Origin of the sequence: Hyphomonas adhaerens MHS-3 (assembly GCF_000685235.1) — a bacterium.
Lineage (GTDB): Bacteria > Pseudomonadota > Alphaproteobacteria > Caulobacterales > Hyphomonadaceae > Hyphomonas > Hyphomonas adhaerens.
The window spans coordinates 371580-393963 of record NZ_ARYH01000003.1 but is presented as its reverse complement, the minus strand read 5'-3'; the positions used below and the strand labels follow the sequence as shown (position 1 = coordinate 393963).

The following is a 22384-nucleotide window of genomic DNA, read 5'->3' as shown; positions in this document are numbered from 1 at the left end:
CCACTATTTGGCGGAACTGGCCGCCTTCGTTTTGCGGCCCTTGGCAGGTGTTTTCGCGGGGGCTTTCTTCGCGGCGGGTTGCTTGGCAGCGGGTTTTTTGGCTGCAGGTTTGGCGCCAGTTGGTTTCTTCGCCGTAGCCTTGCTGCTTGTCTTCTTGGCGGCCGCGACCGGTTTCGCCCGCTTGTTGCGCGCCGCACGGCGTTCATCCTGCCGGCGGAAGGTTTCGGCCAGGAAGCGCCCGGTCCAGCTTTCCTTTGAGGCCGCGATATCTTCAGGCGTCCCGGCTGCGATCAGCTGACCGCCCCCGTCGCCGCCTTCCGGACCGATATCCAGCACCCAGTCGGCTGTTTTTACCACATCCAGATTGTGCTCGATCACCAGCACCGTATTGCCGCCATCCACCAGCTCATGCAGCACTTCCAGAAGCTTGCGCACGTCTTCGAAGTGAAGGCCCGTGGTCGGCTCGTCCAGAATGTACAGCGTGCGGCCGGTTGCGCGTTTCGACAGTTCCTTGGCCAGCTTGACGCGTTGCGCCTCGCCGCCGGACAGGGTCGTCGCCTGCTGGCCGACCTTGATGTAGCCGAGGCCAACACGGTTCAGCGTTTCCAGCTTATTGGAGATGGCGGGGACGGCCGAGAAGAATTTCGCCCCGTCTTCCACCGTCATGTCCAGCACATCGGCAATCGACTTGCCTTTGAACTTCACTTCCAGCGTCTCGCGATTGTAGCGCTGGCCCTTGCAGGTTTCGCAGGTGACGTAGACGTCCGGCAGGAAGTGCATTTCGATCTTGATGACACCGTCGCCTTCACAGGCTTCACAGCGGCCGCCTTTGACGTTGAAGCTGAACCGCCCTGGTGCATAGCCGCGCGCCTTGGCTTCTGGCAGGCCGGCATACCAGTCGCGGATCGGGCCGAAGGCGCCGGTATAGGTGGCCGGGTTCGAACGCGGCGTGCGCCCGATCGGGCTCTGGTCGATGTCGATGACCTTGTCGAGGTGTTCGAGGCCCTGAATGCTCTCATAAGGCAGCGGCGGGCTGGAGGCCCCGTTCAGCTTGCGCGCCAGTGCCTTGTAGAGGGTCTCGATGATCAGGGTGGACTTGCCGCCGCCGGACACACCCGTCACGCAGGTAAAGCTGCCCAGCGGGATGGTTGCATTGACATTTTTGAGGTTGTTGCCCGTTGCGCCTTTCAGGGTGACCTTGCGTTTGACCTTCTCCACCGGGCGGCGCTTGGGGATGGCGATTTCCCGCGTGCCGTTCAAATAGTCTGCCGTCAGACTTTCCTTGCATTTCAGGATGTCGGCGGGTGTGCCTTCTGCAATGATTTCTCCGCCATGAACCCCGGCGCGCGGACCCATGTCGATCACATGGTCCGCTGTGAGGATGGCGTCTTCATCGTGCTCCACGACAATGACGGAATTGCCGAGATCGCGCAGGCGTTTCAGCGTTTCCAGCAGGCGTTCATTGTCGCGCTGGTGCAGGCCGATGCTGGGCTCGTCCAGCACATAGAGCACGCCGGTCAGGCCGGAGCCGATCTGGCTCGCCAGCCGGATCCGCTGGCTTTCCCCGCCCGACAATGTGCCGGAAGCGCGCGAGAGGCTGAGATAGTCGAGGCCGACATCGTTCAGGAAGATCAGGCGATCATTGATTTCCTTCAGGATGCGCGACGCGATCTGGTTCTGCTGTTTGGTCAGCGTCTTGTGCGCGACGGCGAACCATTCACCGGCTTCGCGGATCGAGAATTGTCCGGCATCGGAAATATCGAGCCCGGCAATCTTCACGGCCAGCGCTTCGGGTTTCAGGCGTTTTCCACCACATGCCGGGCAGGGCGCAGCCGCCTGGAATTTGCCGATCTCTTCACGCACCCACTGGCTGTCGGTTTCGCGATAGCGGCGTTCCAGGTTCGGGACGACGCCTTCGAACGTCTTCGTCACTTCATAGCGGCGCATGCCGTCATCGTAGACGAAGTCGATCTCTTCCTCGCCCGTGCCGAAAAGGATGACATCCTGCACGGTCTTTGACAGCTTGTTCCACGGGCTTTTGAGGTCAAACCCGTAATGATCCGCCAGGGCCTGTAGTGTCTGGGTCTGATAAGGCGAGGTTGATTTGGCCCAAGGCGCGATGGCGCCATTCATCAGGTCCAGATCCTTGTCCGGCACGACAAGACCGGCATCGATTTTCAGCTGTTGGCCGAGCCCGTCGCAAGTCGGGCAGGCGCCGAACGGGTTGTTGAACGAGAACAGGCGCGGCTCGATTTCCGGAATGGTGAAACCTGAGACCGGGCAGGCGAAATTGGCGCTGAAGGTGACGCGGCGCGGCTCTTTTTCGTCATCCGCCTTGTCGGCAAATTCCGCGATGGTGATGCCGTCTGCGAGGCTGAGCGCCGTTTCGAAGCTTTCGGCAAGGCGCTGTTCCATGCCCTCGCGAACGACAATCCGGTCCACCACGACGTCGATGTCGTGCTTGTATTTCTTGTCCAGCTTGGGGGGGCTTTCGAGTTCGTAGAACTCCCCGTCCACTTTTACGCGCTGGTAGCCATTCTTGAGAAGTTCGGCGAATTCCTTGCGGTATTCCCCCTTCCGGCCACGGACGATCGGCGCCAGCAGGTAAAGGCGTGAGCCTTCCGGCAGGTCCAGCGTACGGTCCACCATCTGGCTGATGGTCTGGCTCTCGATGGGCAGGCCCGTCGCCGGGGAATAGGGGACGCCGACACGCGCCCAGAGAAGGCGCATATAGTCATAGATCTCTGTCACCGTGCCGACGGTGGAGCGCGGATTGCGGCTGGTCGTCTTCTGCTCGATCGAAATGGCGGGCGAGAGACCCTCGATGCTCTCGACATCCGGCTTCTGCATCAGTTCCAGGAACTGGCGCGCATAGGCGGACAGGCTCTCGACATAGCGGCGCTGGCCTTCGGCATAGATCGTGTCGAACGCCAGCGAGGACTTTCCCGACCCCGACAGGCCGGTCATCACCACCAACTCGCCGCGGGGAATGTCCACGTCGATGTTCTTGAGATTGTGTTCCTTGGCGCCGCGAACGCGGATGAAGGGGGACTCGGCCATGATGGAGACTTTCGGGGCGAGGACTTTCGGGCTGTTTGCTCGTTACGTCTGCGAACGGTATTGGGTCTTTGCTAGAGCCAATGTGTGTTGCGAGTCCATAATTACAGCAAGAACAAAAAGAGAACCTCGCTGCGAGAGCAGCTATTTTGCTTCAGGAGGGTAGATCCGCGCGACAGCAAGCCCGCCGAGTTTCCAGCATACGAAAGCAACTGCGGCACCTGCGAGCCCATCGATCATATAGTGCCAGCCCAGGATGAATGAGCCCAACAGTATGGCCACGAAATAAGCGGTGGTGATGGTCCGCCAGACAGGTGTTCGTCCGAACATGAGAACGAAGAGGAAGGCCGTGGCGCAATGCATGCTGGGGAAGGCGGAAATGCCGCCAATGCCAATCCCGTCTTGCTTGAACGTGTCCCAGAGCATGTCCTGCATCCCGGTGTTACGAAGCGCCGGTAGTGAGTGCAGGTGTGTCATCAGGTCGGCGTAGCGAGCCGGGTCTGTGCTGACATGTTCATAAAAACAGGGGCCGGCAGATGAAAAAAACAGGGCGAGCAGGTTGCCGCCGATGAACCAGGTCATCATGAGGGAAAGGCAATATCGCAGTCGCCGGGCCCGTTCGATCCCGGTTGCCACGAAACAGGTGATCCAGCTGCCCACCAGGAGCGCTGCCCAGACATCGTACAGAAAATCGAGCGTGATGATGATCGGCGGGATCTCGTAGACCCACTCAAACAGTTTCCATGGGTCTGTGCCAAAAAAGAGGGATGCGTCCCACGCGGCCAGAGTATCGTCCCACGCAAATGGAACGATCGAGGGAATCCGGGCCTTCACCGTTGAGTAAGAAGACATCATGAGGCCGAAAGAAACCACTCCTGCGAGAACCATGAATGGTGCGGCAGTGAGCGCGTCGCGGTTGCGTGAGTATATCCGCCGCGCCACGACTTTCAGCTCTTCATTGCGGATCTGGGGGAGAAGTGTCAGGAGGCCGATCAACATGACGCCTTCGAAGAACCGCGTCGTGTTACGTACCGTATAGCTGTAATAAGCTGAGGTCGCAGAAGCGGCGGAGCCTTCAGCGCCGTGGATCAAATTTTTCATGATCATCGCCAGCAGCAGCCAAGCGGTCAGGCCTGCGAAAACAACTGCCATCAACCGAAAATCCAGGCGCACCGGAATCATGCGGTCCGCAAGGAACCGGGATTTAACGCTGGCGGTCAGGCTGCGGTTTGTCATCGCTCCGCTATAGTTGAATTCGCTTAAGAAGCGGTTTGGCTCTTCCCCGAAATGTTGAACTTTCGGACTTCCCCTGTTTGCTTTTCCACTGCAGGCGGGGCGGCCATGGTCCGGTTGCTGCAGGAGCAGATCGCTGAGCGGCGGCAGCTAATAGAACAAAACAGAAACATTCTCTTGACGCAGCAATCCTTTGTGAATACCGCTGAACTCGTCAGCGACAGCCGGAGCCGTCGGCGATATGGTGGCAACTTGATTCGGAAGCAGAATGATCGGAGCGAAGTCATGGCAGGATCGGTAAACAAGGTCATCCTCGTAGGAAATGTCGGGCAGGACCCTGAGGTTCGCCAGTTCCAGAACGGTGGACAGGTCGCCAGCTTCTCGCTCGCAACGTCCGAAACCTGGAAAGACAAGAACACCGGGGAACGCCGCGAGAAGACCGAGTGGCACCGTATTGCCGTGTTCAGCGAAGGCCTTGTCCGCGTGGTTCAGAACTATGTGAAAAAGGGCTCGAAACTGTACATCGAAGGCCAGCTTGAGACCCGCAAATGGCAGGACAAGGAAGGCCAGGACCGGTACACGACCGAGGTTGTTCTGCGCGGTTTCAATTCCACGCTGACCATGCTCGACAGTCGCGGCGAAGGCGGTGGTCGGTCTGCCGGCGGTGATTTCGGTGGCTATTCGCAAGGGGGCGGCGGTGCCCGCCAGATGAGCGGTCCGCAGGAAAGCTTCGCCAGCCACGATCTCGACGACGAGATCCCGTTCTAGGGACCGCCTGCAATGGTCGGAGCCTTGCTCAGGCCTTTTCTGGTTCTGGGGGGCTTCCTGCTCGCCGCTTGCGCGTCGCAGGTGTCTGGAAACCCTCCGCAGAACGTTGAATCCTCTCTGGAAATGTCAGGCGTGGACCCTTCGCGGTCTGCCCTGTTGATCGTGCGGCTGGAAGACGGAGCGACCTGGTCCAGCGGCGGCGCCCGGGTCGATGAGCGCTTTGTGGCCGCGTCCACATCGAAGATCCCGCATACGCTGATCGCCATTGAAACCGGGGCGGTTTCCGGCCCGGACGAATGGTTTGAATGGGACGGACAGGCGCGATTTCTGCCGGCCTGGAACAGGAGCCAGACACTGGCGGACGCGTTCCGCCATTCGACCGTTTGGATCTACCAGGCGATCACACCGCGCATCGGCAGCGAAGCCTTGCATGGCTGGCTGGCGGCGTTTGGCTATGGCAATGCCGACACAGGCACGCCGGAAGACGTCACGACCTATTGGCTCAAAGGCCCGCTCAGCATTTCCGTACGTGAGCAGGTCGCCTTTCTGACGCGCCTTGTGCGGCATGACCTGCCCCTTTCGGCGCAGACCTATGACCTTGCCGTTCCGGTCATGCTGGCGGAAACGGGCCAGGACTGGCGCCTCTATGCCAAAACCGGCTGGTACAGCAGTGATGAAGCGCAGGACATTGGCTGGTATGTCGGCTGGCTGGAGCAGGGCGGCGGGGCCGCGCCGGGGACCTATGTCTTCGCCTTCGACATGGATATCGAGACCCCGGAAACGGACATTCCAAGGCGTCCGGCGGCCGTCCGTCAGGCGCTTGTGGATATCGGGGCGCTGCCCGCGCCCTGAGCCTTGTTGTAAAAACGTTTTTTTACCCCGAAATCGCTGCAATTTTCGGGGCTTTCAGGTTTGTTTTGGCGCCTCGAAATGCTAGACAAATAGAAAGATTCTGATGCGCGATTCCCGCGCGCCCTCTGCAGCAGACACGAGTTTCTCATGAGTGACCAGACGACCCCTCCGGAAGACCCGGAAACCCCCGAAAATGGCGGTGGGGGCGGCGCCGGCCTGCCGGACGGGATTGAAGCCATTTCCATCGAATCCGAGCTGAGAAGCTCTTATCTCGACTATGCGATGAGCGTTATCGTCAGCCGGGCGCTGCCGGACGTGCGCGACGGCCTGAAACCGGTGCACCGGCGTATCCTGTATGCGATGCAGGTCAACGGCAACACGCCGGACAAGCCGTACAAGAAATCGGCCAATATCGTCGGCGCCGTGATGGGTAACTTCCACCCGCACGGCGACAGCGCGATCTATGACGCGCTCGTGCGGATGGCGCAGCCTTTCTCCATGGGGCTGCCCCTGGTCGACGGCCAGGGCAATTTCGGCTCGATCGACAACGATCCGCCGGCCGCCATGCGTTACACCGAATCCCGGATGATGAAGGCGGCGACGCATCTGCTGGCCGACATCGAAAAGGATACGGTCGACTTCCAGGACACCTATGACGGCTCACAACAGGAGCCGATCGTTCTGCCGGCGCAGTTCCCGAACCTCCTCGTCAATGGCGGCGGCGGTATCGCGGTTGGCATGGCAACGAACATTCCGCCGCACAATCTGGGCGAGATCATCGATGCCACCATCGAAGTGATCGACAATCCCGAAGTGGATGACGACGCCCTGTGCGAAATCGTGCCAGGTCCGGATTTTCCGACCGGCGGCCTCATCATGGGCATGTCCGGGTCCCGCAAGGCTCTGCTGACGGGGCGCGGCAGTGTGATCGTCCGGGCGAAGACGGATATCGAGGAAGCCCGCAACGGGCGCCAGGCCATCATCGTCACCGAGATTCCCTATCAGGTGAACAAGGCCGCGATGATCACCAAGATCGCCGAGCTGGTGCGCGAAAAGCGCGTTGAAGGCATTGCAGACCTGCGAGACGAATCCGACCGTCACGGCATTCGCGTCGTGATCGAGGTGAAGAAGGATGCCAGCGCCGAAGTGGTGCTGAACCAGCTTTACCGCTTCAGCCAGATGCAGAACTCGTTCCCGGTGAACATGCTGGCGCTGAATGGCGGCCGGCCGGAGCTGATGAACCTGCGCAAGGTGCTCGATTGCTTCATTGCCTTCCGTCAGGACGTCGTTGTCCGCCGGACCAAGCATGACCTGAACAAGGCCCGCGACCGTGCCCACGTCCTCGTCGGTCTCGCCATGGCCGTGGCCAATATCGACGAAGTCATCCGTATCATCCGGCATTCGCCTGATCCGAACACGGCGCGCGAACAGCTGCTTGCCAAGGCGTGGCCTGTCATGGACATGGGGCCGTTGCTGGACCTCATCGCCGACCGGCGCACGCGCAAGGGCGAAGGCGATACGATCTACCTGTCGGACGAGCAGGCCCGCGCCATTCTCGCGCTCCAGCTGTCGCGTCTTACCGGCCTCGGCCGGGACGAAATCGGCAATGAAGCCAAGGGCTTGTCCGAAAAGATTGCCGACTATCTCGACATTCTCCGGTCCCGTCCGCGCATCCGCGATATCATCAAGGGTGAACTGGCGTCCGTGAAAGAAAAATTCGCCGTGCCACGCCGTTCCGAATTCACGGCCGGCGGGATCGACATGGAAGACGAGGACCTGATCGAGGTCGAAGACATGGTCGTCACCGTCACCCATGGCGGCTATGTGAAGCGGACCCCGCTGTCGACCTACCGGACCCAGCATCGCGGCGGCAAGGGCCGTTCCGGCGTATCGATGAAGGAAGACGATTTCGTCGTCCAGCTCTTCTCGGCAACGACGCATACGGAAATGCTGTTCTTCTCCTCGGCCGGCATGGTCTACAAGGAGAAGGTGTGGCGCCTGCCTGTCGGCGGGCCGAACTCGCGCGGCAAGGCGCTGGTCAACATCTTCCCGCTGGCTGCCGACGAACGGATCGAAAGCGTCATGCCGCTGCCGGACGACGAAGAGTCCCGCAACGAACTGGATGTGATGTTCGCCACCAAGACGGGCAATGTCCGCCGGAACAAACTGTCCGACTTCATCCGCGTCAATCGGAATGGCAAGATTGCCATGAAGCTGGAAGAAGATGCGGATGATGGCATCGTCAGTGTGAAGATCTGTTCCGAGAAGGATGATATCCTTCTGACCACGGCGCTGGGCCAGTGTATCCGCTTCCAGGTTACCGATGTGCGTGTCTTTGCCGGCCGCAACTCGACCGGCGTGCGCGGCATCCGGCTGGGCGAGGGGGACGAGGTCATTTCCATGGGCATCCTGCGCCATATGGATGTCACGTCCGAAGAGGCCCGGGCCTATCTCAAACACGCTGCGGCCATGCGCCGTGCCGCGACAGGCGAGGAAGAGGAGGTCTCTGACGATGATGAGGAGGCCGTTGAAGAAGCGTCCCTCTCCACCGAACGCCTGGCTGAGCTCGGCGCCGCAGAGGAATTTGTCCTCACCATCGCTGACGACGGCATGGGCAAACGGTCCTCGGCTTATGACTACCGTGTCACGGGCCGCGGCGGCAAAGGCCTTGTCGCCCAGAACATCTGGGGCCGGGACAAGAAAAAGGGGCCGGTCAAGCAAGTGGCCCAGTCCTTCCCGGTCGACGATGGCGACCAGGTCATGCTGGTCACCGATGCGGGCCAGCTGATCCGTACGCCGGTCGAGCAGATCCGGATTGCAGGCCGCTCGACAGGCGGTGTCTGGGTGCTCCGCACGGCAGAAGGCGAGCGCGTTGTTTCGGTTGCCCGCCTTGTGGAAGACGCTGAAACCGCTATGGAAGAGGACGGCGGCGCTGAGTAAGCGCCGCTGTTTGCACGTTTAACAGGGCCGGGGAGGGCCGCCATGCACCGCGTTGGATTGTATCCGGGAACATTTGACCCCCCGACCATCGGCCATGTCGATATCATCAACCGGGCCCGGAAACTGGTGGACACGCTGATCATCGGCGTTGCCATCAATGAAGCCAAGAAGCCGTTGTTTTCCTTGGAAGAACGCGTCTCCATGGTGCAGTCGGAATGCGAGAAGCTGAACGGGCCGGGGCTGGCGGATATCAAGGTCATGCCGATGCATGGCCTGCTTATGAAATTCGCTGAAGCCTGCGGCGCGCAGATCATCGTGCGCGGCCTGCGGGCGGTTCAGGACTTCGAATACGAATTCCAGATGACGGCGATGAACGAACAGCTCAATCCCGATATCGAAACCGTGTTCCTGATGGCCGATGTGCGGCATCAGGCCGTCGCGTCCCGTCTGGTCAAGGAAATCGCCAGTCTTGGCGGCGATATCACGCCTTTCCTGACGCCGGATGTGAAGCGCGCCTTGATGGAAAAATACGGGAAGTGATCCTGCGCGGCAGTTCTACTGCCTCAGACCGTTGAATCCTGACATGTGATGCCTGACATTGGTAAACACATGGCGCCGCAGTGCGCCCGGATGGAGACGTTGCGTACCATGAAACTGGCCCCCCTGAATTTTGCGCCCCTGAGATTTGCGTCCATGGCCCTCGCGGCCTCCGCCATTGCGCTGTCGTTCGCGGCGGTTGCCCAGGAAGCGACTGAACCGGCGGCCCCGTCTGAAATCACCGCGGCCGAAGCCAAGGCGGACCCGGCCAATTGGCGGCATGTGGATCCGGAAAACCTCTTCATCTTCGACACAAACAAGGGCCGCATCCTGATCGAGGCCTTCCCCGAAATCGCGCCGAAACACTATAAGCAGTTTTCCACCATCATCCGCTCCGGCGACTATGATGGCACGGGTTTTCACCGCGTGATCAACGACTTCATGGCGCAGGGCGGAGACATCTTCGCCCTGAAGGGCCGCGATTCCGGCCTGCCGAATGTCGAAGGCGAGTTCACCTTCCGCCGTGATCCGGCAGAGATGCCGCTGGAAGCCACCATCGGTCCGGAAGACACGGCAAAGTTCGGTTATATCAAGGGCTTCCCGATCGGGACGCAGGCGAGTTTCTTCGCGGAAATGTCGGTCGACGGCATGGTCGAGAGCTATATCCCGCACTGCAAGGGCATGGTTTCCACCGCCCGCACGGATGATCCGAACTCTGCCAATTCGCAATTCTTCCTGATGCGCGGCCAGGCAGAACATCTTGACCGCAAATATACCGCCTGGGGCCGCGTGGTCGTGGGGGAAGATGTCGTTATGTCCATCAAGCATGGCTCGGACGCCCGCGACGGCCATGTCGACAATCCCGACATCCTGACATCGGCGAAGGTTGCAGCCGACTTGCCGGAGGGCGAGCGTCCGGAGGTCTGGGTAGAGCGGACGGATGGGCCGCTGTTCCGGGCCAGTGTGGCCGACAAGGACGACATTGATGTCTGTTCGCTGCCGTCCGTGCCGGCGGTTGTCAGCGAGTAAGGCCTGCATAGGTCTTGTTGCGCGGCGTGCCGCTTTCTGCGAGACGGGCGCCCCATGGATCTGAGCCAATTTCAGTTTGACCTGCCTGAACGGCTGATTGCGCTGCGCCCGGTGGAGCCGCAGGATTCTGCGCGCCTGCTGGTCGTGCACGGGGACGGGCGGCTGGAAGGTGCCAGTGTGCGGGACCTGCCGCGCTATCTGAATGCCGGCGATGTGCTGGTCTTCAACGATACGCGGGTGTTGCCTGCGGCCCTGAAAGGAGTGCGCCCGGCGCGTGACGAGATCGGGCAGGACGTTGCCTGCGATGTGAATCTGACCGAGCGGATCGACGCCGCCAACTGGCGCGCGCTGGCCCGGCCGGGCAGGCGGCTGAAGGATGGCGACACGATCGTCTTCGCGGAAGGCTTCACGGCAGAGATCACCGGCCACCATGACGGCGGCGAGATCGGCCTGCGCTTCTCCCTTTCGGGCGAGGACCTGACGGCGGCGCTCGATCGGCACGGTGCCATGCCGCTGCCGCCCTATATCGCGCGCCGCCGCCCGGCCGATGCGAAAGACCGCGAGACCTATCAGACTGAATTTGCGGGCGAAGATGCGGCCTCGGTCGCGGCGCCGACAGCCGGTCTGCATTTTACGCCGCGCCTCCTGTCAGAGTGTGACGCAGCCGGGCTCGTGCGCGAGACCGTGCGCCTGCATGTCGGCCTCGGCACGTTCAAGCCGCTGGAAGAGAAACAGCTGGAAGAGAACCGGCTGCACCAGGAATGGCGCCGCCTGACGCCGGAGACGGCGGCCCGATTGAATGCCGCGCGGGCTGGCGGGGGCAGGATCGTGCCGGTAGGCACCACGGCCATGCGGACGCTCGAAAGCTGTGTGGATACGGACGGTATGTTGCATCCGGCCACCGGCCCCACCGACATCTTCCTGAAGCCGGGCGATGCCGTGCGGGGCACCGATGCGCTGGTGACGAACTTCCACCTGCCGGGCTCCAGCCTGTTCATGCTGGTCTCGGCCCTGATGGGAACAGAGATCATGCGCGCGGCCTATGCCCACGCCATCGCGAACGAGTACCGCTTCTATTCCTACGGCGACGCCTGCCTGCTACTTCCCTAATTGGGTTGCGACATCCGGGCGCAGTTCCGTCATTTCACGGATGGCCTTGGCCGCCGTGATACGGGCGAGATGGCGGCCCTTTTCGTCGCGCCAGTCGGCCTCGACGAGGCCGGTTGTCCGGCCGCGGCTGACAAGGCGGCCTTCGATTGTGATGATGCCATGCGGCACCGGGCGCAGGATGCGAGTCTGCAGCTCCATCGTGGTGAACCATTCGCCGTCTTCCAGCGCGCTGGCCATCGTCATGGAGACGATATGATCGGAGAGGCCCGCGACCCAGCCGCCGAAAACGCGGCCATCATTGATGTCCCGGTCACCTTCATTCGGCCACTCATAAAGCGTGCGGCCATAGCTGACCTCTTTCAGCCACAGGTCCGGCCGGATGCCGAGATTGCGGATGCCCGGGGGCAGCTCCCATTCGCCGCTTTTCAGCCGGTCGAAAAAGGCTTGCTGCTGCTTTGAAAGTTCGGTCCGGCTCATGCGAGGCGCGCTCCATTGGGGACGGGTTTGTCAGGGGAAAACATGACGATGGCGCCGTCGGTATCGGCAAAGCCGAGCGTCAGCACTTCGGACATGAATTTGCCGATCTGGCGCGGCGGGAAATTGACCACGGCGGCGACCTGCTTGCCGACCAATTCGTCCGGCGAATAGTGCACCGTCACCTGGGCGGAACTCTTCTTCACGCCGACGCCCGGTCCGAAATCAATCCGCATGCGAATGGCAGGCTTGCGCGCACCTTCCAGCGGCGCGGCCTCCAGCACGGTGCCCACGCGGATGTCCACTTTGCGGAAGTCGTCAAAAGTGATTTCGTCTGCCGGGGCGTTTTCCGGTGTATCGATCAGATGCATCAGGTAGACGTGGCCCCGCCATCGACCACCAGCATCTGGCCGGTCATGTAGGCCCCGGCTTTCGAGGCAAGATAGACGGCGGCGCCGGCAATCTCTTCCGGTTCGCCGATCCGCTTCAGCGGCGTGCCGGCCAGGCTGCGCTTCAGCGTGTCCGGGTTGTCCCACAGCGCCTTGGCGAAGTCGGTCTTGATCAGGCCCGGCGCGATGCAGTTCACGCGGATATTGTCGACGCCGAATTCCGTGGCGAGGTTGCGGGCCAGCTGGAAGTCTGCCGCCTTGGAAATGTTGTAGGCCCCGATCACCGGCGAGCCGCGCAGGCCACCGATCGACGAGACGATGATCACCGCGCCGTCCTTGCGCTCGCGCATCTGCGGGGCGCACATCTGGATCAGCCAGTTGTTGGAGATGATGTTGTTCTGCAGGATCTTGGCGAAGGCGTCGTCCTCAATCCCGCTCATCGGGCCGTAATAGGGGTTCGAGGCCGCGTTGCAGACGCAGATGTCGATCTTGCCGAACGCCTTGTTGGTGGCGTCCACCATGGCCTGCAGGTCTTCCTTGGACGAGATGTTGGCCGGAACGGCGATGGCGGTCCCGTCACCGTGCTTCTCATTGATCGCATTGGCCACTTCCTGGCACGGGCCGGGCTTGCGGGACGAGATGGTCACTTTGGCGCCGGCGTCTGCCATGGCTTCAGCGATGGCCTTGCCGATTCCCCGGGAAGATCCGGTGATGACGGCGACTTTGCCGGTTAGGTCGAACAAGCTCATGGCGGGGCTCCCTGCGTGTTTTATATCGACGCACAAGCTAAGCCCTCCGGCGGGGCGCCGCTAGGGGGTCCCAAGGGAAAGCAACACGTTGCGCCGGGCTCAGATGCCCCAGACCTGGCAGAGGATTTCGACCAGCATCTCGGTCCGCTTGCGCACCACGTCGGCGGTCCAGGCATCCTGGTCCTGCAGGTCGCGGGTCAGGGCGAAGTCCATACCGCCGCCGCCATTGAAGTAGACTTCCTTCTTGGCGCGAAAATCCTGCCGGTCGGCCTTCTGGTTCACCTTGTGGGTCAACAGCACGAAATTGCCGAGCGTATCGCATTGCTCGCGCCGCTTGGCGGGGTCAGGCCAGACGGTCAGCCAGTGGCTGTCCTCATGGATGTTGCGCGGCAGCACGTGTTCCACGGTAGCATCGGATTCCGGCGGGATGGTCACGCCGTCTTCGAGGGCTGCGTTCAGCCGCAGCGCCATGGCACGCCGCTGAGCGAATGTCGCAAACCGGCCCAGCATCCGCTCCCGGGCCTTTTTTGAGTCAGAGCGGTCTACCGCCAACGGCCCGTTCTTGGCGAACAGGGTCCGGTCATTGGTGATGGCTTCCATCACCTTGTTGAAGCGTTTGTTCCGCTGGTCGCGGTCGGTGACCACGAGCATGATGACGAAAGCCAGGCGCTCGAGCCGGGTGAAGAAGTCCGGCGCCTGCGGGTCATCCACACCACGCTCGACAAGGAATTTGAGGGCCGGGGCCCGCCAGCTGCTCTGGTCCAGCGCGCGCATCTGGTTCAGCTTGTCGCTGACGACTCTCGCGTTCGGCCCGTCCTGCACGTCGCCCGTGGTGATCAGCCGGTACGCCTCGACATAGCGCGGCAGCACTTCTTCGAGGAATTTGCGCGGATCCACCTTGGACAGGACGGCCTTCGGGAAGGCCGAAATCAGTTCGCCGCGGCCCGACTTGTCATAGATGGAGCGGATCTGGCGCAGCAGGTCGTCAAAGGCCGATCCGCCGAGGGCGGCCTCATGTTCCGACCAGCGCTCGGCATAGGCGCTGGCTTCCTTGTCTGTGAAGCGGGCGCGCTGGAACAGCTCTGTCTTGATGATGTCGTGCGCGTCCGGCTCCTTGCCGCGCGTGTTGAGCACGCGGAAGACCTTGAAACCCTGTTCCTTTTCACCCACGACAACTCTCACCAGCGCACAGCGGTTCATGACCATATCGGCGAGTTCGCGCCGGTCCTTCTCGTCCATGCCGCTGAGCCGCTTCATGAACGCCGCCGCGTTGCGCACCATGCGTTGCTGACTTTCGCTTTCGCCCGGTTCCTTGTCCAGGTTCCGCGTCGCGCCCGGCGTCTGGATGGCGTCGCGGAAGAAGGGGCCGTCCATATGGTTCAGCGTCAGCCGCCAGTTGGCGCCTTCGCCCAGCATCGGGCGGGCGTCGTCGGCGATCAGGGCGTGCAGCATCGCGGCGCGGGCCTTGTCAGGTTCGAGGTCCCGCAGCACCGCGAGCAGGATGGTCAGCGTCGTCAGTCTTTGCTGGCCGTCGACAATCTCCAGCACGCCATTTTCGGCGCCGTGGATCAGGACGATCGCCCCGACGAAGTGCGGTGTGCCCGTTTCCACCGAATCGATGAGGTCGCCGAGCAGCTCATTGGCTTCGCGGGCTTCCCAGGAATAGCTGCGCTGGTAGGGCGGCATCTGGAGCTGCTCGCCCGGCGCAAAAATCACTCTCACCGAGCTTTCCTGCGCCCTGACGCCGAGGTCGATTCCCTGATCCATGCCGTTGTCCATTCTGGAGCCCCCGTGTCTGTCTTCTGACTAGCTCTTGCCAACCCACGTCACAACGCGAGATGAACCGCGTGAAGTGTGTTTCTGGCTGAAGTGTGACGAGAGGGTAACGATATGCATTTGATCAGGTTCCGGTATGAAAACTCCATTCGATATGGAATACTTTCTGCGCAGTCCGTAACCCCCATTCGGGGGAGCGATCTGTCTGAAGCGCTGTCCGGCGAACCGGATGGGGCGCCTGTCCCCCTTTCCGGTATCGAAATTCTGTCACCTGTCGCGCGGCCCGGGAAAATTCTCGGCATCGGCGTGAACTATGCCGCGCATGCCGCGGAAAGCGTCAGCTTCATCGACACGAAAAAACCGGAAGTCCAGAAATGGTTCAACAAGCAGGTGACCTCGATCAATGATCCGTATGCTGACGTAGACCTTCCGAAGGTTTCCGGACAGCTTGATTATGAAGGGGAATTGGTCGTTGTGATCGGCAAGCGCGGGCGCCATGTGCCGCGCGAGCGGGCGTTCGAAATCATCGCGGGCGTCACCATCGGCTGTGACTATTCGGTGCGTGACTGGCAACGTGCCAGCCAGACCATGATCATGGGCAAGGGGTTCGATACGCACGCGCCTGTCGGACCGGCCATCGTGACGCTGGATGAAATCGACGATCTTTCCGCCCTGGAAGTCCGGACCTTCGTAAATGGTGAGCAGCGCCAATCCGGCCATGTCAGAGACATGGTCCACGACATTCCTTCGCAGATTGCCCATCTTACGGCGGCGTTTACGCTGGAGCCGGGCGACCTGATCTTCACCGGCACGCCCGCGGGTGTGGGCGCAGGTTTCGATCCGCCGAAATGGCTGAAGGCCGGGGACCGGGTCCGGGTCGAGATCGACGCGCTGGGTTACATCGAGCAACAAATCGTGACAGAGCCGGGGGCCACAGTGATCGGCTGATCCGGGAGGTTTCGCCGTGCCGCGCGCCAGCGTTCTCGCAATCCTTGTTTCGATATTTCTGGCGGCGTGCAGCGGCGGGCAGGGCGCGAGCCGTCAGGTTTCGCCCGATGATGTGCGGAGCGCAGATTTCGCCCTGCTGCCGTGCGCCGCTTCCTCAGAGGATGCGCCGTGCCTTCTGGTTGTCGCTGGCGGCAAGCGGGTCCTGTTCGGCACGCCATCCGGCCTCCGCAAGTCGATGCCGGGCGACACATTGGCCAGCCTTGATGCCGTTCTGTTGTTCTCGCTGCAGGGGCCAGATCTCGAAGGGCTGGATGAAGTGCGCAATGCAGGCTGGACGGCCGGACGCGAGGGACCTCTGGCGGTTGGCGGGCCCTCCGGAACGCGGGAAGTCATCGCGGCGCTGAACAAGGCGTATGAACTGTCGGATGCGCAGATCTTTGTCGAAACATCGCCGAAAGGCGGCTTCGGCGCAGCGCTGCTGGGCGTGCTGCCCGGTGAAGGCGACGCAAAAACCGATGTGTTCAATACCGGCGACCTTGTTGTCACCAAGATCGAAGCCTCGGACGGGCGGGCCGGGTATTGGGTAGACTATGGCGGCGAGCGGGCCGTGCTGCAGCCTTGCGGCATGACCCTCGCCGTCAAATTCAACGAATTGGATGCGTTTACCCTGGCCTGCGGCGAGGAGGCCCCGAACGCATGGCCGCTTCAGGACGTCCAGTATCTGGTGCAGGGCGCCAGTGCGGCGCCGTGATCAACGGCCCGGTATCAAAGGTGCGGTCGCGAGAAATTTTGGGAGCCGGATAAAGGACCGGGGCGCACATTTCTGCGCGCCCCGAGTCTCCCCCGAGACAGCCCCCGCTCCGGCCAATAAGATGGCCGCGGACCGGCGGTGCCGGGTCTGTATCTTCTGGCTATCGGTCGCGTGCCGGGCTGTCCAGTTACGGATTGTATCCGTTTGTGACACGGGCGGTGCATGTGACCTTGCCGCAACAATGAGCGGCGGGATTGCCGGACCACCCAAATTGGGCCACATCCAAGCAATTCGTTAACTTCTGAGGCTTATCTGTTAAGATTGACGAATAGTTTCGGGTGCTGAGCTAATGACGTTTCTTTTGTTCCTGCTGTACATGGCAGCCGGCGGCGCAGCTGGATACGCCAGCGCCACCATGCTGCAGCTCGGCCTGCCGCTCTCTGTGGGCGCAGGCGTCCTGACGACAGCAGTTCTCAGCCAGATTCACGTCCTGGTCTCCAATGGCAGCTCGAAGCGCGAAATTGATGCGCGCATGCAGGCCATCGAGAAAGAGAACCGCGACGCCGAACGCCGGATGGACGTCGTCGAGGCCCGCACCGATGTGGTCGAGGAAACCGTCAAGCACGAGCTGACCGAACGGCGCGATGCGCTCGTCTCCGAGATGAAGCAGCTGGAAGGCCTGATCGACCGGTTGTCGCACAGTTTCGAAACCCGGCTTGCCGAAACCTCCAGCGCCAAGATTGTCGCCCCGCAGGAAGACGCAATTCTCCGCGATGTCCGCGACGCGCTGAAGGATGGCCGTGTCGACCTTCACCTGCAGCCCATCGTTTCGCTGCCGCAGCGCCGCGTCTCCTTCTATGAAGGGTTCACCCGCCTGCGCCGTCCGGACGGGTCGCTGATCCTGCCGGCGGAGTTCCTCGATGCGGGCCGCCGCGCAAACCTGATGGGCCAGATCGACAATTTCACCCTGTTCCGCTGCGTGCAGATCGTGCGCCGCCTGGCAGAGCGCGATCGCCGCGTCGGTGTCTTCTGCAACATCGCGGCAAGCTCCCTGGAAGATTCGACCTTCTTCCCGTTCTTCCTTGAATTCATGACCGAAAACCGGGACCTCTCCGGCGCGGTCATCTTCGAGATCCGGGCCGACCGGTTCGAGACGCGCTCGCGCACGATGCGGGACAATATGGACAAGCTGACAGAGCTTGGCTTCCGCTTCTCCATCGACCATGCCCCGGACCTCGGCCTCGACCTGCCGCGCCTGCAGTCGGCGGGGGTACGCTTCGTGAAAATGAATGGCGCCGCCCTGATCGACCAGCTGCGCGATCCGGCGGGCCCGCGTCCGGTTTCCTCGATCAATCGCCGCGTCGATGGCGAGGAAGTCTCCGCCGTGTTCTCGCGCTATGGCATCACTATGGTGGCCGAGAAAATGGAAGACGAGGCCAGCGTCGTCGAAATCCTCGAATACGAAATTCCCTATGGCCAGGGCCATGTCTTCGGCGCGCCGCGCCCCATCAAGGCCTCGCTGATGCAGGAAACCGCCCCGCCGCGGGAGATGGTCCAGCGCATGACCAATTTCGGCTGAGCCTCCTTTTTCCAGAAGGCCGCGTCCTTCAAATCGCCCCAATCCCGGTATTCCCTGTCCTCCGCACTCAAGCGGAGGATTGCCCATGCGCGCGCTCATCCTGGCTCTCGCACTCTGGCCCGCCGGGCACGCTCTGGCCGAGGTGCAGCAGGTCGTCGCCAGCCTTCTAGGCGAGACGGAGTTCGAGGCACCCGAAGCACTCCAGAACTTGGCTGAGGGCCCGGTCTGGCTGGATCTCACCATTGCGCCGCCGCTTGATCCGTCCTTGCAGCGGGAAGACGGCTCATGGTCCGGTATGGTCTGCGATCATCATGGCGAAGTCAGCGCAAAGTCGGTCTCAATCACGACCGGATCCAATCATTTGCTGCTGAATGTCCGCCCCGGGTCGCCTGACCGGCACGCGGCCAATCTCGTCTCGTGCGACTACGCCCCGCAATATTCGGACGGCGATGATCCCGGCCATGTGACTCGCGTGAAAGGCTGTTACTACGCCAACGCGACCTCGATCCCGACCGCTGTGCAGTGGATCCTGAACCCATTGCCGGCCAGCGACTGCAAGTCCGGCGATTGACCGCGGCGCCTGCGCAGCCTACCTCGCCGCCCATGACCGCACTGCAATTCCCGCAAGGGCTCTCCGAAATCGCCAGCCGCTACGACACGATCCTGTGTGACGTCTGGGGCGTGATCCACAATGGCCGCAGCGCATTCAAGGATGCGTGCGACGCGCTGGTCCGCTTCCGCGAAGACGGCGGCCATGTGTGCCTGATCACCAATGCGCCCGTGCCGAAGGCGCAGGTGATACGCCTGTTCGCGCCGCTGGGCGTACCGGAGGCCGCGTTCGACGACTGCGTCTCCTCGGGCGATGCGACGCGGGCGGAACTGGCCCGGTTCCAGGGCAAGGCCGTCTGGCGCCTTGGCGCCGATGGCGGCTGGGAACATGACCGTCACCTCTATGAAGGGCTGGACCTGAATTTCACTGACGCCGACGACGCCGACATGCTGCTCTGCATCGGCCTGCGCGACCATGTCGGCGAGCACCCGGAAGACTACCGCGAAGAACTGAAAGCCGGCGTGACGCGCAGCATTCCCATGATCTGCGCCAATCCGGACAAGCAGGTTCGCGTGGGCGGACAACTCTATTGGTGCGCCGGTGCACTGGCGGACGTGTACGAAGACCTGGGCGGCAAGGTGATCTATTCCGGCAAGCCCTATCCGCCGATCTATCAGCTTGCGCTCGAGCGGATCGAAGCCCTGACGGATGGCAAGCCGGCCGACAGGTCCCGCATCCTCTGCATTGGCGACAGCCCGGGCACCGATGTCCGCGGCGCGAGCGTGCAAGGCTTTGACAGCCTGTATGTCGGCACCGGCATCAAGGAGCATGGCGAGCAGTTCGAAGAGGAAGTCATCGAGCTGCTGGCCGCATATGGAGAGCAGGCGACCTGGGCCATGTCGGGCTTAAGGTGGTGACGCGCCGCTTTTAGGCGTGTAACGAAGCCCGTCGAAAGAATCGGAGTATCCCCGGCATGACTGAATTTACCGGCTTCAAATATGAAGACCTTGAAATCGGGCAGGCGCACGAGACCGTGCACGAAATCACTGCGGACGACATCCAGCGCTTTGCGGAAGTCTCGGGCGATTTCAACCCGCTGCATATGTCCGACGAATACGCCGCCACGACCATGTTCGAAAAGCGCATCGCCCATGGCGCGCTGACGGCGAGCTACATCTCCGGCATTCTTGGCAATAATTTGCCTGGGCCGGGTGCCATTTTCGTGGGGCTCAACATGCGGTTCCGCCGCCCGGTCTATATCGGGGATACGGTCACCGCCCGGGCGACCGTTGCCGAGAAGATTGACCGCGGCAACCGCATCGTTCTCAAGATCGAATGTATTGTGGACGGCAAGCGTGTCATTACCGGTGATGCCGAAGTGGTCGCGCCGAGCCGGGAGGCCTGATTGGCCGTTTATGCCGACTACCGGGGTCTGCCTGCCAGCGCGCGGGGCACTTCGGTTGCGCTCGGCAATTTCGATGGCCTCCATGCCGGTCACCAGGCCGTGATGGAGGCCGCGAAACAGGCGGGCGGCGGCAAGTTCGCCGTCGCGACGTTCGAACCGCCCCCCCGCGCCTATTTCCGTCCCAGCGACCCGCCTTTCCGCATTTTCCGGCCCGAACGGCGCAATAATGCGATCCTCGCTGCCGGGGCGGACGTTGTTTTCGAATTGCCGTTCAATGGCGAAATGGCCTCGATGACGGATGAGAGCTTCGTCCGGGAAGTCCTGGTCGACGGGCTGGCCGTCAGCCATGTCTCGGTCGGGTTCGATTTCCGCTTTGGCCGCGGCCGCATGGGCCATGCCCAGCGTCTGGCAAGCCTTGGCCGCGCGCTCGGGTTCGGCGTGACAATCGTCGAGGAAGTGATCGAGCTGGAAGGCAAGGCGTCATCGACGGCCATCCGGCAGGCGTTGCACGCCGGTGAGCCGGAGGTCGCGGCTGAATTGCTTGGCACCTGGTGGATTGCCGACGGCGTGGTTGAAAGCGGCGAGAAGAACGGGCGCACGCTGGGCTTCCCGACGGCCAACCTGCATCTGGGCGACCTGATCCACCCACGCCACGGAATCTATGCGGTGCGGGCGCGAATAGACCAGCAGGGCGACTGGCTGGATGGCGTCGCCAATTTCGGCCGCACGCCGACGACCGGCATCCGCGATCCGCTGCTCGAAACGCACATTTTCGATTTCGACGACGACCTTTATGGCAAGTGGCTGGAGGTCCAGCTGGTCTCCTTTATCCGGCCAGAGCTGAAATTTGACGATTTGGATGCTCTGGTTGAAGCGATGCACGCAGACGCTGCAGAAGCGCGCAAACGTCTCGCAAAACGATAGATTTTATTGGAATCACCTCTTTCCATGCCTCCCAGCGCCCGCCATGCTGGTGCCACAACCCGGGGGCATAAACAGAGGGAGTTTCCCATGCGTACTTTCCTTGCCGTGGCGGCATTGGCAGTCGCCGCATCCTTTACAGCGTCGGCTGAAGACTTCAGCGCCGACACATCGCTGGCGGATGACGCTCGCGTCGTGCGGAGTGTGAACCTTGAAGACCTCAAGGCGCTAGCCGTCGCTGAAGGACATACGATCACCGAAGTTGGCGGCGATGGTGACGTGTCCCTTCGCGCCACAACCCCCGACGGGCTGATCTTCCACCTCATCGGCACGGCATGCGCGTCGGAATATTCCGAAGACTGCCTCGGCATGATGGTGCAGGTGCGCTACGACGACGATGAGCTGGTGACCGCCGAGAAGATCAATCAGGCCAACCTGACCTTTGCGGCTGTCTCGACCTGGTGGGACAAGGAAGGCGAGACGGTCGGCACGACCCGCTACCTGATTCTCGATGGCGGCCAGAGCATGGAAAACCTGAAGGTAAACCTGCAGAATGCGCTCGCCCTCGGGCCGCTTGTCGCAGATGTCGTCTGGCCCGCCGATGATGATTACGACTGGCTGTACGACGACGAGGAAGACAGCGAATAACATGCCCCGCTACTGCCACATTGCGGACATCTAAAACTGGCAATAATCTCCTTACTGGGGATGTATGGCAGTCTGAGGTTGAAGTGTGCGCAAGGCATTGGCAGCAGCTGGATTCATGACTCTGGGATGCGGCAGTGCGCTGGCGCAATCACCGGAAGACGCGCCGCGTCCGGCCCGTGCGCCGGATGTCGTGATTCGCAATGTTCAACTGGATGACCTTCGCCTGATCGTCGATGAGATGGGCGGAACGTTCCTCGCCGCTGGGCAGAATGATATGGGGGCGCCGTTCGTGTTTGCGCGGCTGCCCGATGGCCTGACTCTTGGCATCTATTCGGTTTGTGCCGACGAGGCGGCCTCTGACTGCCGCGGTGTGGAGTTCATGGCGGCGTTCGGTTCGGTACAGTCCTACGAGCAGGTCACGGAGGTCGACCGCGCCTTCAGCGCCGTCTCTGTCTACAAGGCCGACCAGGATACGGTGAATGTCTCACGCTATGTGATTCTGGACCGGGGCATCACCTGGGGCAATCTGATTGAGAATGCCGCCGTATTCGATGCCTTGTGCTCGAAAGTGGCTGAACGCCTGGCCTATGGTCCGCCGCAGGCAACGGCGTCTGCGCCCCGCTGAGGCATCATCGCCCTAGTGACAGGTTAACCTCTGCCTGTTAAGG

The 22384-nt window shown here is 61.8% G+C and carries 21 protein-coding genes; 15 read left to right on the top strand and 6 right to left on the bottom strand.

All coding sequences use genetic code 11. From position 1 onward, the window contains the following. Positions 1-3 precede the first annotated feature (3 nt). Both uvrA and HAD_RS16165 read right to left on the bottom strand, forming a co-directional pair. Positions 4-3060, bottom strand: coding sequence for an excinuclease ABC subunit UvrA (gene uvrA, locus HAD_RS16170; RefSeq protein WP_035573489.1), 3057 nt, complete (start codon positions 3058-3060; stop codon positions 4-6). A 141-nt stretch (positions 3061-3201) separates the two neighbouring features. Beyond that, positions 3202-4293: a phosphatase PAP2 family protein gene (locus HAD_RS16165; RefSeq protein WP_035573487.1), complete on the bottom strand. Its 1092-nt coding sequence runs from the start codon at positions 4291-4293 to the stop codon at positions 3202-3204. A 282-nt stretch (positions 4294-4575) separates the two neighbouring features. On the opposite strand from HAD_RS16165, the gene ssb reads away from it, so the two are divergent. The 6 genes from ssb (at position 4576) to queA (ending at position 11526) form a co-directional block, all read left to right on the top strand. Beyond that, positions 4576-5058 carry a single-stranded DNA-binding protein gene (ssb, locus tag HAD_RS16160; RefSeq protein ID WP_035573774.1) on the top strand — a complete coding sequence of 161 codons (483 nt, stop codon included), beginning with the start codon at positions 4576-4578 and terminating at the stop codon, positions 5056-5058. A 12-nt stretch (positions 5059-5070) separates the two neighbouring features. Continuing rightward, a complete protein-coding gene (gene blaOXA / locus HAD_RS16155; protein WP_084332020.1) occupies positions 5071-5910 on the top strand; it encodes an OXA-1090 family carbapenem-hydrolyzing class D beta-lactamase in 840 nt (279 codons plus the stop codon). 147 nt (positions 5911-6057) lie between these two features. Then, entirely contained in the window at positions 6058-8850 is a 2793-nt protein-coding gene (gyrA, locus tag HAD_RS16150) for a DNA gyrase subunit A (RefSeq protein ID WP_035573482.1), read from the top strand. Between the two features lie 42 nt (positions 8851-8892). Beyond that, entirely contained in the window at positions 8893-9390 is a 498-nt protein-coding gene (coaD, locus tag HAD_RS16145; RefSeq protein WP_035573480.1) for a pantetheine-phosphate adenylyltransferase, read from the top strand. Between the two features lie 108 nt (positions 9391-9498). Further along, on the top strand, positions 9499-10416 hold the full coding sequence (locus tag HAD_RS16140) for a peptidylprolyl isomerase (protein WP_241765395.1): 918 nt from the start codon (positions 9499-9501) through the stop codon (positions 10414-10416). Between the two features lie 54 nt (positions 10417-10470). Continuing rightward, positions 10471-11526 (top strand): tRNA preQ1(34) S-adenosylmethionine ribosyltransferase-isomerase QueA, encoded by a 1056-nt coding sequence (gene queA, locus HAD_RS16135; RefSeq protein WP_035573479.1) that lies wholly within the window; start codon positions 10471-10473, stop codon positions 11524-11526. On the opposite strand, the gene HAD_RS16130 is transcribed toward queA, so the two are convergent. The 4 genes from HAD_RS16130 to HAD_RS16115 all read right to left on the bottom strand — a co-directional run bounded on the left by HAD_RS16130 (position 11515) and on the right by HAD_RS16115 (position 14905). Next, complete coding sequence (locus tag HAD_RS16130) at positions 11515-12003, bottom strand: PaaI family thioesterase (RefSeq protein ID WP_035573477.1); 489 nt, start codon at positions 12001-12003, stop codon at positions 11515-11517. The genes queA and HAD_RS16130 overlap by 12 nt on opposite strands. Next, entirely contained in the window at positions 12000-12371 is a 372-nt protein-coding gene (locus HAD_RS16125; protein WP_035573476.1) for a tRNA-binding protein, read from the bottom strand. The genes HAD_RS16130 and HAD_RS16125 overlap by 4 nt, the downstream gene beginning before the upstream one ends. Continuing rightward, positions 12371-13138 carry an SDR family oxidoreductase gene (locus tag HAD_RS16120; RefSeq protein WP_035573474.1) on the bottom strand — a complete coding sequence of 256 codons (768 nt, stop codon included), beginning with the start codon at positions 13136-13138 and terminating at the stop codon, positions 12371-12373. Before HAD_RS16120 ends, HAD_RS16125 begins: the two co-directional genes overlap by 1 nt. Positions 13139-13237: 99 nt before the next feature. Further along, positions 13238-14905 carry a DUF262 domain-containing protein gene (locus HAD_RS16115; protein WP_162177530.1) on the bottom strand — a complete coding sequence of 556 codons (1668 nt, stop codon included), beginning with the start codon at positions 14903-14905 and terminating at the stop codon, positions 13238-13240. A gap of 123 nt (positions 14906-15028) precedes the next feature. Between HAD_RS16115 and HAD_RS16110 the strand changes: the two genes are divergently transcribed. The 9 genes from HAD_RS16110 to HAD_RS16070 all read left to right on the top strand — a co-directional run bounded on the left by HAD_RS16110 (position 15029) and on the right by HAD_RS16070 (position 22341). Next, a complete protein-coding gene (locus HAD_RS16110; RefSeq protein WP_035573473.1) occupies positions 15029-15862 on the top strand; it encodes a fumarylacetoacetate hydrolase family protein in 834 nt (277 codons plus the stop codon). A 16-nt stretch (positions 15863-15878) separates the two neighbouring features. Further along, positions 15879-16613: an MBL fold metallo-hydrolase gene (locus HAD_RS16105; RefSeq protein WP_035573472.1), complete on the top strand. Its 735-nt coding sequence runs from the start codon at positions 15879-15881 to the stop codon at positions 16611-16613. Between the two features lie 349 nt (positions 16614-16962). Then, positions 16963-18192, top strand: a complete 1230-nt coding sequence (locus HAD_RS16100) for an EAL domain-containing protein (protein ID WP_035573470.1) — start codon at positions 16963-16965, stop codon at positions 18190-18192. An 85-nt stretch (positions 18193-18277) separates the two neighbouring features. Next, the gene (locus HAD_RS18220; RefSeq protein WP_051596391.1) at positions 18278-18763 is read left to right on the top strand and encodes a hypothetical protein; all 486 of its coding nucleotides are present in this window, start codon (positions 18278-18280) and stop codon (positions 18761-18763) included. A gap of 32 nt (positions 18764-18795) precedes the next feature. Beyond that, positions 18796-19659, top strand: coding sequence for a TIGR01459 family HAD-type hydrolase (locus tag HAD_RS16090; RefSeq protein WP_035573468.1), 864 nt, complete (start codon positions 18796-18798; stop codon positions 19657-19659). A 56-nt stretch (positions 19660-19715) separates the two neighbouring features. Then, entirely contained in the window at positions 19716-20147 is a 432-nt protein-coding gene (locus HAD_RS16085) for a MaoC family dehydratase (RefSeq protein ID WP_035573467.1), read from the top strand. After that, positions 20148-21071, top strand: a complete 924-nt coding sequence (ribF, locus tag HAD_RS16080; protein WP_035573465.1) for a riboflavin biosynthesis protein RibF — start codon at positions 20148-20150, stop codon at positions 21069-21071. 87 nt (positions 21072-21158) lie between these two features. Beyond that, positions 21159-21716, top strand: coding sequence for a YbjN domain-containing protein (locus HAD_RS16075; protein ID WP_035573463.1), 558 nt, complete (start codon positions 21159-21161; stop codon positions 21714-21716). Between the two features lie 115 nt (positions 21717-21831). After that, positions 21832-22341: a type III secretion system chaperone family protein gene (locus HAD_RS16070; protein WP_035573461.1), complete on the top strand. Its 510-nt coding sequence runs from the start codon at positions 21832-21834 to the stop codon at positions 22339-22341. Positions 22342-22384: the final 43 nt, after the last annotated feature.